11 protein-coding genes are annotated in these 13405 nt (G+C 64.4%); 5 read left to right on the top strand and 6 right to left on the bottom strand.

The genetic code is table 11. The features are described 5' to 3' along the window. Positions 1-2: 2 nt before the first annotated feature. The 4 genes from ACQ4WQ_RS10010 to ACQ4WQ_RS09995 are packed head-to-tail and all read left to right on the top strand — an operon-like array spanning position 3 to position 4201. Positions 3-1091, top strand: a complete 1089-nt coding sequence (locus tag ACQ4WQ_RS10010; RefSeq protein WP_436496641.1) for an STM4014 family protein — start codon at positions 3-5, stop codon at positions 1089-1091. Then, positions 1084-1929, top strand: a complete 846-nt coding sequence (locus tag ACQ4WQ_RS10005) for an STM4013/SEN3800 family hydrolase (RefSeq protein ID WP_436496639.1) — start codon at positions 1084-1086, stop codon at positions 1927-1929. Before ACQ4WQ_RS10010 ends, ACQ4WQ_RS10005 begins: the two co-directional genes overlap by 8 nt. After that, on the top strand, positions 1926-3305 hold the full coding sequence (locus ACQ4WQ_RS10000; RefSeq protein WP_436496637.1) for an STM4012 family radical SAM protein: 1380 nt from the start codon (positions 1926-1928) through the stop codon (positions 3303-3305). Before ACQ4WQ_RS10005 ends, ACQ4WQ_RS10000 begins: the two co-directional genes overlap by 4 nt. After that, positions 3299-4201: an STM4011 family radical SAM protein gene (locus tag ACQ4WQ_RS09995; RefSeq protein WP_436496635.1), complete on the top strand. Its 903-nt coding sequence runs from the start codon at positions 3299-3301 to the stop codon at positions 4199-4201. The genes ACQ4WQ_RS10000 and ACQ4WQ_RS09995 overlap by 7 nt, the downstream gene beginning before the upstream one ends. Before the next feature lie 93 nt (positions 4202-4294). Here ACQ4WQ_RS09995 and ACQ4WQ_RS09990 read toward each other — a convergent pair whose 3' ends face one another. Next, positions 4295-6475 (bottom strand): prolyl oligopeptidase family serine peptidase, encoded by a 2181-nt coding sequence (locus ACQ4WQ_RS09990; RefSeq protein WP_326456193.1) that lies wholly within the window; start codon positions 6473-6475, stop codon positions 4295-4297. Positions 6476-6886: 411 nt separating this feature from the next. Between ACQ4WQ_RS09990 and ACQ4WQ_RS09985 the strand changes: the two genes are divergently transcribed. Then, positions 6887-8674: a GGDEF domain-containing protein gene (locus ACQ4WQ_RS09985; protein WP_436497391.1), complete on the top strand. Its 1788-nt coding sequence runs from the start codon at positions 6887-6889 to the stop codon at positions 8672-8674. An 18-nt stretch (positions 8675-8692) separates the two neighbouring features. Here the strand turns inward: ACQ4WQ_RS09985 and ACQ4WQ_RS09980 are convergent, their stop codons facing one another. The 5 genes from ACQ4WQ_RS09980 to ACQ4WQ_RS09960 all read right to left on the bottom strand — a co-directional run bounded on the left by ACQ4WQ_RS09980 (position 8693) and on the right by ACQ4WQ_RS09960 (position 13275). Continuing rightward, a complete protein-coding gene (locus ACQ4WQ_RS09980) occupies positions 8693-9136 on the bottom strand; it encodes a DUF6386 family protein (RefSeq protein WP_436496633.1) in 444 nt (147 codons plus the stop codon). Continuing rightward, positions 9133-9609, bottom strand: coding sequence for a DUF4262 domain-containing protein (locus ACQ4WQ_RS09975; RefSeq protein WP_436496631.1), 477 nt, complete (start codon positions 9607-9609; stop codon positions 9133-9135). Before ACQ4WQ_RS09975 ends, ACQ4WQ_RS09980 begins: the two co-directional genes overlap by 4 nt. Positions 9610-9710: 101 nt before the next feature. After that, complete coding sequence (locus ACQ4WQ_RS09970) at positions 9711-11099, bottom strand: tetratricopeptide repeat protein (protein ID WP_436496629.1); 1389 nt, start codon at positions 11097-11099, stop codon at positions 9711-9713. 176 nt (positions 11100-11275) lie between these two features. After that, positions 11276-11905, bottom strand: coding sequence for a 3'-5' exonuclease (locus ACQ4WQ_RS09965; protein WP_289905161.1), 630 nt, complete (start codon positions 11903-11905; stop codon positions 11276-11278). Positions 11906-12024: 119 nt separating this feature from the next. After that, the gene (locus ACQ4WQ_RS09960; protein WP_099408317.1) at positions 12025-13275 is read right to left on the bottom strand and encodes an Hsp70 family protein; all 1251 of its coding nucleotides are present in this window, start codon (positions 13273-13275) and stop codon (positions 12025-12027) included. Between the last annotated feature and the right edge of the window lie 130 nt (positions 13276-13405).

The following is a 13405-nucleotide window of genomic DNA, read 5'->3' as shown; positions in this document are numbered from 1 at the left end:
CTTTGCACACGCATCTCACCCTGCTGGCGACACAGGGCAGCAAACGCGTGCGCCTGATGCAGGCGGCGCGCGCGCAACTGCGCCTGCCGCCCGCGCAGGTGCTGGAATGGCGCGACTGGCTGGCGCAGCCCGCGCTGCTGGAGCACGCATTACGCCAGCCTGGCCTGCTGAAGATCGAACCGCCCGGCGACGATACCGCCGCCCATTTGCTGTTGCTGCAGGCGGGCTGCAGGCTGCTGGAGCGTCCGCCGGTCGCCGCGCCCGAACACGGCGAACTGCTGGCCATGGATGCCTGGTTTGCCGGTTTTACTTCCGCCATGACTGCCCTCGCGGCGCAATTGCTTGAGCTGCCGCAAACGCGCGTCTTCAATGCGCCGGGCGAAATCAGCCGCATGACGGACAAGCTGGCGTGCCAGCGCCACCTGGCCGCGCACGGCGTGCCGATTCCTGCCTTGCTGGGGCCCGTGCACGGCTACGAGCATCTGCAGTCGCTGCTGCACCAGCACGACCTGGACCGCCTCTATTTAAAACCGCGCTACGGCTCGTCCGCATCGGGCGTCGTCGCCTACCGTCGGAACAGCGCCGGACGCCAGCAAGCCACCACGTCGGCCGCCTTGTCGCGGGCGGAAGGCCGGACGCGCCTGTTCAACGTCAAGCGCATGGCGCGCTACGAGACCACCGGCGACATCGCGGCCCTCGTCGACGCGCTGGCCGCACAGGAACTGTACGCGGAGGCGTGGCTGAACAAACCGCGCTGCGGCGACAGCCATTACGACCTCAGAGTCGTGACCGTGGCGGGCCAGCCCGCGCACCGCGTGGCGCGCATCGGCGACCGCATGATGACGAATCTGCACCTCGACAACCGGCGCGGCGACGCGTCCGGCCTCTTGAACGCAGCCGATCTGGCCGCGCTGGAAGACACCGCAGCCCTGGCCGCCCGCGCCTTCCCGGCCAGCCACGTGACGGGCTACGACCTCGTGGTGCGCCACGGCCAGGCCCACGTGCTCGAGGCGAACGCCTTCGGCGACCTGCTGCCCGGCCTTCTGTGGCAAGGCATCGATACATACACGGCGCAACTGGCCCATGCTTAAAGAAACACCGACCATCCCCGACATGCACGCCGTCGTCGGCAGCCACGACATCGTCTTCATCACGCTCGACACCCTGCGCTACGACGTCGCGCAAGCGCTGTACGAGGCGGGCGAACTGCCCGTGCTGGGGCGCTTTTTACCGCCAGGCGGCTGGGAACGGCGCCACTCGCCCGCCACGTTTACCTATGCGGCACACCAAGCCTTCTTCGCGGGCTTTCTGCCCACGCCGGCCGCGCCGGGCCGCCATCCGCGCCTGTTCGCTTCCGCCTTTGCGGGCAGCGAAACGACGTCGCCGCATACCTTTGCGTTTGAAGAGGCCGACCTTCCCGCCGCGCTGGCCGCGCGCGGCTACCGCACCATCTGCGTCGGCGGCGTGGGCTTCTTTAACAAACAGACGGCGCTGGGCTCCGTGCTGCCCTCGCTGTTCCAGGAAAGCCACTGGAGCGCGGGCATGGGCGTGGCCGGCCGCCATTCGACCGAAAAACAGGTGGCGCTGGCCACCCGCCTGCTGGCCGACAACGCACAGCGCACCTTCCTGTTCATCAATGTCAGCGCGCTGCATACGCCGAACCGCGCCTACCTGCCCGGCTGCCGCGCCGACAACCTCGACAGCCACGCTGCCGCCCTGCGCTATGTCGATGGCGCGCTGGCGCCGCTGTTCGCCGCCTGCGCCGCGCGCGCGCCCACGTTTGCCATCGTCTGCTCGGATCACGGCAGCGCGTATGGCGAAGACGGCTACCGGGGCCACAGGGTCGCCCACGACAGCGTGTGGAACGTACCTTACGCGCACTTTTTCATTGATTCTTTACCACCGCATTCCAAGGGAGCCGCACCGTGAATCCATCCGAACAGCCGGGCACCCTGGCGCAGCGCATGCGCCACACGCCCTACCAGGCATATTCCTATTCGTATCCGCACAAGGCCGCCTACCGCGCCTTGCCGCAGGCGGCGCCGCTGGCGCCACTGTGGGCGCAGCAGGACCGCTCCGCCCTCTTCGCCTACATCCACATCCCGTTCTGCGAGATGCGCTGCGGCTTTTGCAACCTGTTCGCCATGGCCCGCCCCAGCGCGGACATGGTCGAGCGCTACGTGCAGCAAGTGCTGGTGCAGATGCGCGCACTCAACGGCGCGCTGGGCGAACGGCGCTTTGCCCGCTTCGCGCTGGGCGGCGGCACGCCCACCTATCTGTCGCCCGCGCAGCTCGACACCCTGCTGTGCGGCGCGCGCGACATCCTCGGCATCGACCTGCAGCACACGCCGGCCGGCATCGAGGCCTCGCCCGAAACCATCACGGCGGAACGGCTGGCCGTGTGCCGCGCGCATGGCATCGACCGCGTCAGCCTGGGCATCCAGAGCTTTGCCGCCGGCGAAATGCGCGCACTGGCCCGCCCCCAGCAAAACGCCACCGTCCATCACGCCATCGGCCTGATACGCGCGGCCGGCTTTCCCACCCTGAACCTGGACCTGATCTACGGTATCGCGGGACAGACCGTCGCCAGCCTGCACGCGTCCATCGACAGCGCGCTGGCCTTCCGGCCCGAGGAGCTCTATCTGTACCCGCTGTACGTGCGCGAACAGACGGGTCTTGGAAAAGTGGCGCGCCGCCAGGGCGCGGAGTCGCTCCACCCCATCATGCTGGCGCGCGATGGCGACAGCCGTCTGGCCCTGTACGCGGCGGCGCGCGACCATTTGCGCGCGCAGGGCTACGAGCAGGTCTCGATGCGCATGTTCCGCGCCCCCCATGCGCCGGAACAGAATGGTCCTTCGTACTGCTGCCAGAACGATGGCATGGTGGGCCTGGGCGCGGGCGCCCGCTCCTACACGTCGCGCCTGCATTATTCGAGCGAGTACGCGGTGGCGCGGCTTGATACCATCAACATCATCGACAACTACCTGGCACTCGATGAAGCGCGTTTTGCGCAGGCCGAACACGGTTATCAGCTTGATGACGAAGAACAGCGCCGGCGCTACGTGATCCAGTCGCTGCTGACCGAACCGGGCCTCGACCGCGACGCCTACGCGGCGCGCTTCGGCTCCCGCTGCGAAGCAGATTTGCCGCAGCTGGCCGAGCTGCACGCGCTGGAGTTGGTGGAAGAAGACGGCCCGCTGCTGCGCCTGAATGACCGGGGCTACAGCTACGCCGACACCATCGGCCCCTGGCTGGCATCCGATACGGTGCGCGCGCTGATGGCCGAAGGCGGCCAGGCGTGCTGACAGCGCCGCCGGGTTTCGCGCAAGCGGGCGCGCTGTCCCTGCTGTACCGGGGCACGCTGGCCAGCTGCAACTACGCCTGCGGCTACTGCCCGTTCGCCAAGAAGCGCGACAGCCGCGCCGCGCTGGCCCGCGACGCGCGCGAAGTGGCGCGCTTTACCAGCTGGGTGGCGGCGCAAGACCGGAACATCAGCGTGCTGTTCACGCCGTGGGGCGAAGCGCTGGTGCGGCGTCACTACCGGAGCGCGATGCAGACACTGGCGGCGCTGCCCCACGTGCGCCAGGTGGCGCTGCAAACGAATCTGTCCGGCCCCCTGGACTGGCTGGAGAACATGGACGGGCTGGAGAAAATCGGCCTGTGGTGCACCTACCACCCGGACCAGACGACCCTGGCCCGCTTTCTCGCCCGCTGCGCGCGGCTCGATGCCATGGGCGTGCGCTATTCGGTCGGCGTGGTCGCCATGAACGAGCACCTGGACGCCATCCGCGCCCTGCGCGCAGCGCTGCCTGCCCATGTCTATCTGTGGCTGAACGCCTATGACCGCCGCGGCCCCGGCTACTACAGCGAACAAGACCTGGCCGAACTGGACGCCATCGATCCGTGGTTCGCGCAAAACCGGCGCCCGTCTCCCTCGCGCGGCAAACCGTGCCTGGCGGGCGAGGCGTCGCTGTCCGTCGATGGCGACGGCGAACTGGCGCGCTGCCATTTCGTGCCCGAGCGGCTGGGGAATCTGTACGTGGATGCGCTGGAAGACATGCTGCAGGAACGCAGCTGCCCGCGCTTCAAGTGCGATTGCTACATCGGCTACGCGCAGCGCAAGGATTTGCCGTTTCAGGCGGTGTTCGGGGAGGGACTGCTGGCGAGGATGACGGAAGCAGGCCAGCGTAGGTCGGATTAGCGGCGGCACGCCGCGTAATCCGACATCGTGCTGACATGACAGGTGGTGTCGGATTACGCACGGCGATGCCGCGCTAATCCGACCTACCTGGTTTTACTGCGCCGCCACCTTGGCCGGCTCCGCCACTGCCGGCGTCATCTTCAGCGAACGGCTGAGGAAGCCCCAGCGATCGGCCACTTCTTCGATCTGCTTGGTCGTCGGCTTGCCGGCGCCATGGCCCGCCTTGCTGTCGATGCGGATCAGCACGGGTGCCGGGCCGCCTTGCGCTGCCTGGGCAGCGGCGGCAAACTTGAAGCTGTGGGCCGGCACGACGCGGTCGTCATGGTCGGCCGTCGTGATCATGGTGGCCGGATAGCAGCCGCCCGCCTTCAGGTTGTGCAGCGGCGAGTATTTCACCAGCGCCTTGAATTGCTCGGCATCGTCCGACGAACCGTAGTCAGGCACCCAGCCCCAGCCCACGGTGAACTTGTGGAAACGCAGCATGTCGAGCACGCCCACCTGCGGAATCGCTGCGGCGAACAGGTCCGGACGCTGCGTCATGGCCGCACCGACCAGCAGGCCGCCATTGCTGCCGCCGCCGATCGCCAGCTTCGATGGCGAGGTGACCTTGTTGTCCACCAGCCATTGCGCCGCGCCGATGAAATCGTCGAACACGTTTTGCTTGTTCAGCTTGGTGCCAGCCTGGTGCCACGCTTCGCCGTATTCTCCGCCGCCGCGCAGGTTGGCCATCACGTAGACGCCGCCCATTTCCACCCAGGCAAGATTCGCCACGGAGAAGCTAGGCGTGAGCGAAATATTGAAGCCGCCATAGCCGTACAGATAGGTCGGGTTCGTGCCATCGAGCTTCATGCCTTTTTTCGAGACGATGAACATCGGCACCTTGGTGCCGTCGCGGCTGGTGAAGAATTGCTGGCGCGTTTCAAAGGCGTTCGGGTCGAAATCGACCTTTGGCTGGCGATACACCGTGCTCTTGCCCGATTTCATGTCGTAGCGGTAGATGGTCGCCGGCGTGGTGAAGCTGGTGAACGAATAAAACGTTTCCGTGTCGCCACGCTTGCCCGCGAAACCGCCGGCCGAACCGATGCCCGGCAAGGCCACTTCGCGCACCAGCTTGCCGTTCAGATCGACGATCTTGATTTGCGTTTGCGCATCTTTCAAGTAGTCGAGCACCAGCTGGTTGTTGATCAGGTTGACGGCGACCAGGGTTTCCGCGCTTTGCGGCACGATCTCTTTCCAGTCGGCGGGCGCAGGTTTGCGCGTATCGATGGCGATCACGCGCGATTTTGGCGCCTTGTTGTCCGTCTTGAAGAAGAAGACGGGACCGTCATTGTCGATGAACGAGTACGATGCGTCGAACTCTTCCAGCAAGCCCACGACCTTGGCGTTCTTCTGGCGCAAGTCCTTATAAAAAACGCGATTCTTGCGTTCCGTGCCCTGCGTGGCCGTGATGATCAAATAATTGCCGTCGTCGCTGACGGTGCTGCCGCCGAACGCCCATTCCTTCTGGTCGGGACGGTCGAAGACGAGCACATCGTCGCTTTGCGGCGTGCCGATCTTGTGGAAATACAGTTTCTGGAAGTAATTGATATCGGCCAGCTTGGTTGCCTCATTCGGCGCGTCATAGCGGCTGTAGAAGAAACCGGTGTTGTCCTTGGTCCACGAAGCGCCCGAGAATTTGGCCCACTTGATGTGGTCCGTCAAATCCTTGCCCGATTCGATGTCGCGCACTTTCCACTCGTTCCAGTCGGAACCGGAGGCGGACGTGGCGTAGGCCAGGTACTTGCCGTTCGGGCTGATCGAGGTGCCGGCCAGCGCCACCGTGCCGTCCGTCGACAGGGTGTTCGGGTCCAGCAGCAGGCGCGGTTCGTCCGTCAGCTTTTTCACCGTGTACAGCACGGCCTGGTTCTGCAAGCCGTCGTTGCGGCTGTAGAAGTAGCGGCCGCCCTGCTTGGTTGGCGTAGTGAAACGCTCATAATTCCACAGCTTGGTCAGGCGCTGCTTGATCGCGGCGCGCTCGGGGATGGTGCCCAGGTACGATTGCGTCAGCTTGTTTTGCGCCGCGACCCATGCGCCCGTTTCCGCGCTGTTGGCATCTTCCAGCCAGCGGTAAGGGTCGGCGATGGTGGTGCCGAAATAGCTGTCTTGCTGGTCGACTTTTTTGCTGACCGGATACGTCACGGGGGCGCCATCGCCGGCCGGGCAGGATTGTGCCAGGGCATTGCCACCGAAAGCGGCCAGCAAGCTGCATATGAGGGTTGCACTACGTAATTGCATGGGTTGTTTGTCTCATTGTTGGATGTCGAGGAAAGCAGGCCGCACACACACGGCGGCTGCCCATGTTGACTTTCGCCAAGAGAAATCATAGCGCGGATTGCCACTTTTAAAGCACAGTTATCCGATGGATTTGCCATCTTTTGTTTGGCAAATTTAGCTGGATTGCCATGATAAATCTCGCTTTCGATAGAATCGGCAAACTGACGTTCATACAAGAAACATTATCAAAAGAAAAGTCGTTTCATCAAGCTGTCATAAATCTTCTTTACTATCGGCAACATGTTCATGGCCCGTCCAGAGGCCCTGCCGCCACATCCGCCTATGTACACTCTCGCCCTCCCTTCCGCCACCGCCGCGCCGGTCCCCGCGATGCCATCGAACGTGGCTTATCTGAAGCCGCCATCGGCCAGCATGACCATCGAAGGGACGGATGCCTTGCACGAGATATTGGCGGGCCGCAAGCTCAGCGCGCTGTTCCAGCCCATCATCCACATGCACAGCGGCGACATCATCGGCTACGAAGGCTTGATACGGGGGCCGTCCGACAGCCCGCTGCACGCGCCGATGAATCTGTTCAAGGTGGCGCGCGCGCATGACCTGACCCTGGAAGTGGAACACCTGTGCCGGCAAGTGGTGCTCGAGCGCTTTGCCGAACTGCAGCTGCCAGGAAAACTGTTTCTCAACGTCAGCCCGGAATGCCTGCTGCTGCGCAATGCGCGCCATGGCGAAACCTTGGAATACATCGAGCACATCGGCATCAATCCGGACCGGGTCATCATCGAACTGACGGAAAACCAGCCCACCTATGACTACGAGCTGATGCGCGAAGCGGTGCTGCATTACCGCAACATGGGTTTCCAGATCGCCATCGACGACCTGGGCGAAGGCTTTTCCAGCCTGCGCCTGTGGTCGGAACTGCGGCCGGAATACGTGAAGATCGACATGCATTTCATCCAGGGCATCAACAACGACCCCGTGAAACTGCAGTTCGTGCGCTCGATCCAGGAAATCGCGGAAAAATCGGGCACCCTGGTGATCGCCGAAGGCATCGAGGCGCAGACGGAATTGCTGGTCTTGCGCGACCTGGGCGTGGCGTTCGGCCAGGGTTATCACCTGGGCCGGCCCAACGCGGTGCCGGCGCGCGCCCTGCCCGCCGAAGTGGTGCAGGCGCTGGGACGCAACGGCGTGGCCGTGTATCCGCAGCGCAGCAGCCTGGAAAAGAACGGCGCCACCATCCGCAAGCTGCTGCACCGGGTGGCGGCCGTCTCGCCGCAACTCAATAATAACGAGGTGTACGACATCTTCCTGAAGGAACCGAAGCTGATGATCATCCCCGTCGTCGACGACGGCGTGCCGCTGGGCCTGATCAGCCGCTTCGAAATGATCGACCACTTCGCCCGCCCCTACCAGCGCGAACTGTATGGCAAGAAATCGTGCAGCCTGTTCATGGATGCCACGCCGTTGATCGCCGACCACGAGACGAGCTTGCAGGAACTCAGCTACACCATGGTGCAGTCCGATGCCCACCACCTGTTCAACGGCTTCATCATCACCGAACACGGCTGCTACCTGGGCATGGGCACGGGCCACGACTTGATGCGCGAAATCACGCAGATGCAGATCAACGCGGCCCGCTACGCCAACCCGCTCACGCAACTGCCCGGCAACGTGCCCATCAACGAACATATCGACCGCTTATTGCACAGCGGCAGCCGTTTCTGGGTCTGCTATTGCGACCTCGACCACTTCAAGCCCTTCAACGATGTGTACGGCTACCGCAAGGGCGACGACGTGATCCAGCTGACCGGAGAAATCCTCAGCGGCCATTGCGACCCGAACCGCGACTTCATCGGCCACATCGGCGGCGACGATTTCATGATTTTGTTCCAGAGCGAAGACTGGGAAAGGCGCTGCCAGGCCATGCTGGACGACTTCGCGGCCGCCATCCCCGCCTACTACAGCAGCAGCGACTGCGAACGGGGCGGTTACCTTAGCGAAGACCGGCAAGGCAAGAAAGTGTTTTATTCCTTGATCAGCCTGTCGCTGGGCGCGATCAAGGTCGAGGCGCACCAGTACTACACGCACCACCAGATCGCCACGCAGGCGGCGGAAGCGAAGAAACAGGCGAAGAAAATCCACGGCAACAGCCTGTTCCTGGACCGGCGGCAAGGCGCGGCCGTGGCGCACATGGATGCCTAGCCAAGGTTCAACGGCGCATCAAATACGCACGAGGTCGGCAAACCCATTGCTGCTGCGCGCATCAGGCACGAATGCCAGGCTGACGTGTGCGCCATCGCGGCGCGCCTGCACGCGGTAGCTGCCCGCCGGCACGTCCACGAACAGGCCGCCGTATGCCGTGTCCGGCTCCAGGCCGCCGCCCGTGACATCTTCCCCTGCGCCGATGAAGACGCGGCCCGAGACCACGGCCAGGTGCACGCTCGCATGCGGCTCGGCAAGTTCCCCGTGCAAAACCACGTCATACGCGCCGTCGCCGCCCACGTTGAAAAACGCCGCCTGGCCCGCATTCACGGCCGCCAGTTCCGCGCTGGGAATGCTCCACCAGTCGCAGTCATCGTCGAGCTTGTGGCGCAGGAGGGCCGGATCGAACACGCACAGGGTGGCCGTGCCGGTCATAATGCAGACGGAGGTGCCTGCCGTCATGCGGCAGGCGGCGCCGGTCCCAGCAGGGGCTGGCTCTCCACATACTGCACGCTCGCTTGCGCCTGCCACGGGAAATGGCCATCGCGCGACGGCCAGACGATCTGGTACACGGTAAAATCATCGCCCTGGTAATACCAGCGCGCATAGCCGACATAGTTGCGGTATTGCTCGACGGGCACGCGCACGAAGGCACACGGATGGCAGTCCAGCAAGGCGTCCGTGGTGACCGTAAAATCCGTGATGGCACCGCTGCGCACGGCATCGAACGCCACGTCGAGTATCTGGTGGGCCATGGAACGCGGCAAGCCCATGATGAGGAATTCAGGCTGGCCGAAGCTGTGGCCGGCGCCTATGGTAAAAGCATAGCCGGGACCTTCTTCGTCAGCACCGATGTGCACGCCATGCCAGCCATGCGTGGCGATGTCGTCGATGACTTTTTGCTCGGATGCATCCTCGCCTGCCTGCCTTACCATGCTCCACCTTTCACTGTGCCGAAAACCGCGCCGCCTTCGCGACATGCTCTTCGGCAATTATCGCATGCAGCGCGCCTCCCTGCGCGCACGGTGCAGGTGCTTCAGTCGGGCGGCGGCAGCGGCGGCGAGCGCACCTGGTGCCATTGCCGCATGCGCCGCTGCGCCTCTTCCAGCTGTGCCGGCTCCAGCCTGGCGGCCGCCGCTTCCCGCGCCCTGGCCGCTCCGCTGTCGCCGCCCTCGGCCGCCAGCGCCAGCCACATGTAGCCGCAGACGGGATCCTTTTCCACGCCGCGCCCGCTGTTATACATGCCGCCCAGGTTGTACTGCGCCAGCGCATGGCCCTGGCCGGCCGCGCGCGCATACCATTGCACGGCCAGGCCATCGTCTTGCGGCACGCCGTGGCCGTTCGCATACATGACGCCCAGGTTGTTTTGCGCGCTGGCATCGCCCTGCTCGGCCGCCGTGCGGTACCAGCGCACGGCGCACACCTCGTCGCGCTCCACGCCCTGGCCATTGGCATACATCACGCCCAGATTGAACTGCGCATTCGACGCGCCCTGGGCCGCCGCCTTCGCATACCAGTCCAGCGCCTGGCGCAAGTCGCGGGCGACGCCGCGCCCGCCCGCAAACATGCCGCCCAGATTGTATTGCGCCATGCAATGGCCTTGCATCGCGGCACGCCGGTACCAGACGACGGCGCGCGCCTCGTCCCGGTCAACGCCCTGGCCGCGCGCCAGCATCAGGCCCAGGTTGAACTGGGCGTCGGCGTCATCCTGCTCGGCCGCCCGCTGCAGCCAGGCGTAGGCGCGCAACTGGTCGGGCACTACGCCCAGGCCTTCCGCATACGCCACGCCGAGTTGCCGCTGCGCCACGGCCAGGCCCTGGGCGGCGGCCTGGCGGAACCAGGCCAGCGCCTGCGCGTCGCTTTGCGCCACGCCCTGGCCCCGCTTGTAGACGAGCCCCAGGTTCAGCTGCGCCTGCGCGTCGCCCTGCAAGGCGGCCTTGCGGAACCAGGCCAGGGCCAGCGCATCGTTCTTCTTCGCGCCCATCCCTTGCGCATAGGCTTCTCCCAGCAGGGATTGCGCACTGGCCACGCCCTGTTCGGAGGCGCGGTAAAACCACGCCAGGGCCAGCTCGTCGCTCTGCAGCACGCCCCGCCCCTTGCGGTACATCTGCCCCAGGTTTTGCTGGGCCGAGGCATCGCCCTGGGCAGCCGCGCGGCGGAACCACAGCACGGCGTCTTCGTCGCTCTGCGCCACGCCGCGGCCGTGGTAATACAGGGCGCCCAGGTGGTTCTGCGCGAAAGCCAGGCCTTGCAGCGCGGCCAGGCGTAGCCAGACAAAGGCGCGCGCATCGTCCTGCGCCACGCCCTCGCCCTTCTTGTACATTAATCCCAGGTTGAACTGGGCGTAGGCATTGCCCTGCTCGGCAGCCGTGCGGAACCAGATATACGCTTCGTGACTATCTCTGGCAGTATGGTGCTTGTCCATGTGCGCCCCCATCCACATTGCGCTTGCCGGCAGCACGCGCAAAACGGCGGCCCAGGGCGGCGAAATCGTGTGTTGCTTAAATTTTAAATTCGATGCGGGAAAAGGACTTGAGCAGGCTCAAATAAAATAACAAAATTATATCGTTTTGATGAGCCCGCTTGAATGCGGCACGCCGATCAGCGGCGTGATGGGTGCTTCTGCAGGAATTGCGGCACCTTGGCGGCAGCCAGCTTGTTCAGCGACACCAGCAGGTCGGCGTCGACATCGGCGATGCCGTAGCTGCTGCGCAAATGCCGGCCGATATGGATCAGCACTTGCGCCGCCACTTCCGCATCGGACTCGGCCCTGTGGGCGGCGCTCTTGAAGGCGATGCCCAGCTGGCTCGACAGCAAGCCCAGCTTGTAGCTGGCCATGCCGGGAAACACGCGGCGCGACAGTTTCAAGGAACACACGAGCGACTGGTGCGCCGGCGTCAGGTTCAGCCTGGCGCTTTCCGCGCGCAGGAATTTCTCATCGAAGCTGGCATTGTGCGCCGACAAGGCATCGCTGCCGATGAAATCCAGCAACCGCGGCACGACCTCGGCCACGGGCGGCGCCTTGTCCACCATGGCCTGCGTGATGCCTGTCAAGCCCGTGATGAACGAGGGAATGCGCGCATTGCAGTTGATCAGGGTCACATAGCGGTCCGTGATCTGCCCGCCCTCGATACGCAAGGCCGCCACTTCCGTGATGCGGTCACCCATGTCGGGAGACAAGCCGGTCGTCTCGAAGTCGATCATGACGATCGGTTTGTCAAACACATTCATGGAGCGCTCTTTCGTGGGTGCGACAGTGGGTGTATCGATAAAATGCGCAGGGCAAGGCGCCGCGTCGCAGACAGTACACTAGTACGTCAAGGCGCGGCAACGCCGCCATGCACATTTTATCAGCCGAACTTGCGCACGGCGTCCAGCGCGAGGCCCGCACCGATGCTGCCGAACAAATCGCCTTCGACCTTGCGCGCGGCCGGCACCAGGGCGGCGATCTTTTCGCGCAGCAAGCGCACGCCGGACGAGCCGCCCGTGAAGAACACGGTGTCGACGGCTTCCGGCGCCACGCCCGCGTCGCGCAGCAGCCGCAGCACGGTTTCTTCCACGGAACCGCACAGGTGGCCGATGGCGTCGTCGAATTGCGTGCGTTTGAGCAACAGGCTTTGCGCGGGCGACAAACGGTCCAGCTCCAGCTGCACTTCGGCCGCGTCGGACAGGGCAATCTTGCCCTCTTCCACTTTCATGGCCAGCCAGTGGCCGGCACGCTCGTCGATCAGCGTTTGCAGCCGTTTCACTTTGTCTTGCTCACGCGCATCGCGGCACACGTCGGCCAGCTGCACCCAGATTTTCTTGGTGTAGGCCAGGTTGATCGTGTGCCAGGTCGCCAGGTTGAAATAATAGCTGGACGGCACTTCGCTATTGTTGTGCAGGCGGCTGCCATAGCCGAGCAGGGGCATGACGGAAGACAGGCTCAGGTACTTATCGAAGTCCGTGCCGCCGATGTGCACGCCGCCCGTGGCGAGGATGTCGTCGCGGCGCTCGGCCTTTTTCGCCCGCTCGGGCGACAGGCGCACCAGCGAAAAGTCGGAAGTACCGCCGCCGATGTCGGCGATCAGCACCAGCTCTTCCTTGGCGATCTGCGACTCGTAATCGAAGGCGGCGGCGATCGGCTCGAACTGGAAGGCGACGTCCTTGAAGCCGACGGAGCGGGCCACTTCGGCCAGGGTGTCCTGCGCCAGCTGGTCGGCCTGCGCATTGTCGTCGATAAAGAAGACGGGACGGCCGAACACGGCGGACGAGAATTCGCGGCCGGCGGACTGCTCGGCACGGCGTTTCACTTCACCAATGAATTGCGCCAGCAACATACGGAACGGCAAGGCGCGGCCGCCCACTTCCGTCTGCCCATCGATGAGGCTGGTGCCCAGCAAGCTCTTCAGCGAGCGCATCAGACGCCCCTCGTAACCGGCCAGATAGCCGGCCAGCGCCGCGCGGCCAAAGCTGACTTCCTCGTCTTCCGCATTGAAGAAGACGACGGACGGTAAGGTCGTCTTGCCATCTTCCAGGCCGAGCATGGTGCTCTGCCCGGGACGTGCCCAGCCTACCGTGGAATTTGACGTGCCGAAATCGACGCCGCAAGCATTGGCCATGTCGACCCTTCCCTGAATAAAGGGGCGTTATGTTATCAGAACGCACGCCATTGCACCAGCAAAACCCGTTCGGCTCGGTCAACAGCATAAGCTTGCTTTGCATCAAGTACCCGCCGCACGCAAAAGCTAC

The sequence above is a fragment of the Janthinobacterium goodfellowi genome (genome assembly GCF_051380695.1).
GTDB lineage: Bacteria > Pseudomonadota > Gammaproteobacteria > Burkholderiales > Burkholderiaceae_D > Janthinobacterium.
Note: the sequence above shows the minus strand (reverse complement) of the source record. Positions and strands in the feature narration are given on the sequence as shown.

Bases quoted from the DNA above. Each gene is read 5' to 3' on its own strand.
- ACQ4WQ_RS10005 (WP_436496639.1), top strand. From the start codon at position 1,084: ATGCTTAAAGAAACACCGACCATCCCCGACATGCACGCCGTCGTCGGC.
- ACQ4WQ_RS09990 (WP_326456193.1), bottom strand. From the start codon at position 6,475: ATGCAATTACGTAGTGCAACCCTCATATGCAGCTTGCTGGCCGCTTTC.
- ACQ4WQ_RS09985 (WP_436497391.1), top strand. From the start codon at position 6,887: ATGACCATCGAAGGGACGGATGCCTTGCACGAGATATTGGCGGGCCGC.
- ACQ4WQ_RS09980 (WP_436496633.1), bottom strand. From the start codon at position 9,136: ATGACGGCAGGCACCTCCGTCTGCATTATGACCGGCACGGCCACCCTG.
- ACQ4WQ_RS09975 (WP_436496631.1), bottom strand. From the start codon at position 9,609: ATGGTAAGGCAGGCAGGCGAGGATGCATCCGAGCAAAAAGTCATCGAC.
- ACQ4WQ_RS09970 (WP_436496629.1), bottom strand. From the start codon at position 11,099: ATGGACAAGCACCATACTGCCAGAGATAGTCACGAAGCGTATATCTGG.
- ACQ4WQ_RS09965 (WP_289905161.1), bottom strand. From the start codon at position 11,905: ATGAATGTGTTTGACAAACCGATCGTCATGATCGACTTCGAGACGACC.
- ACQ4WQ_RS09960 (WP_099408317.1), bottom strand. From the start codon at position 13,275: ATGGCCAATGCTTGCGGCGTCGATTTCGGCACGTCAAATTCCACGGTA.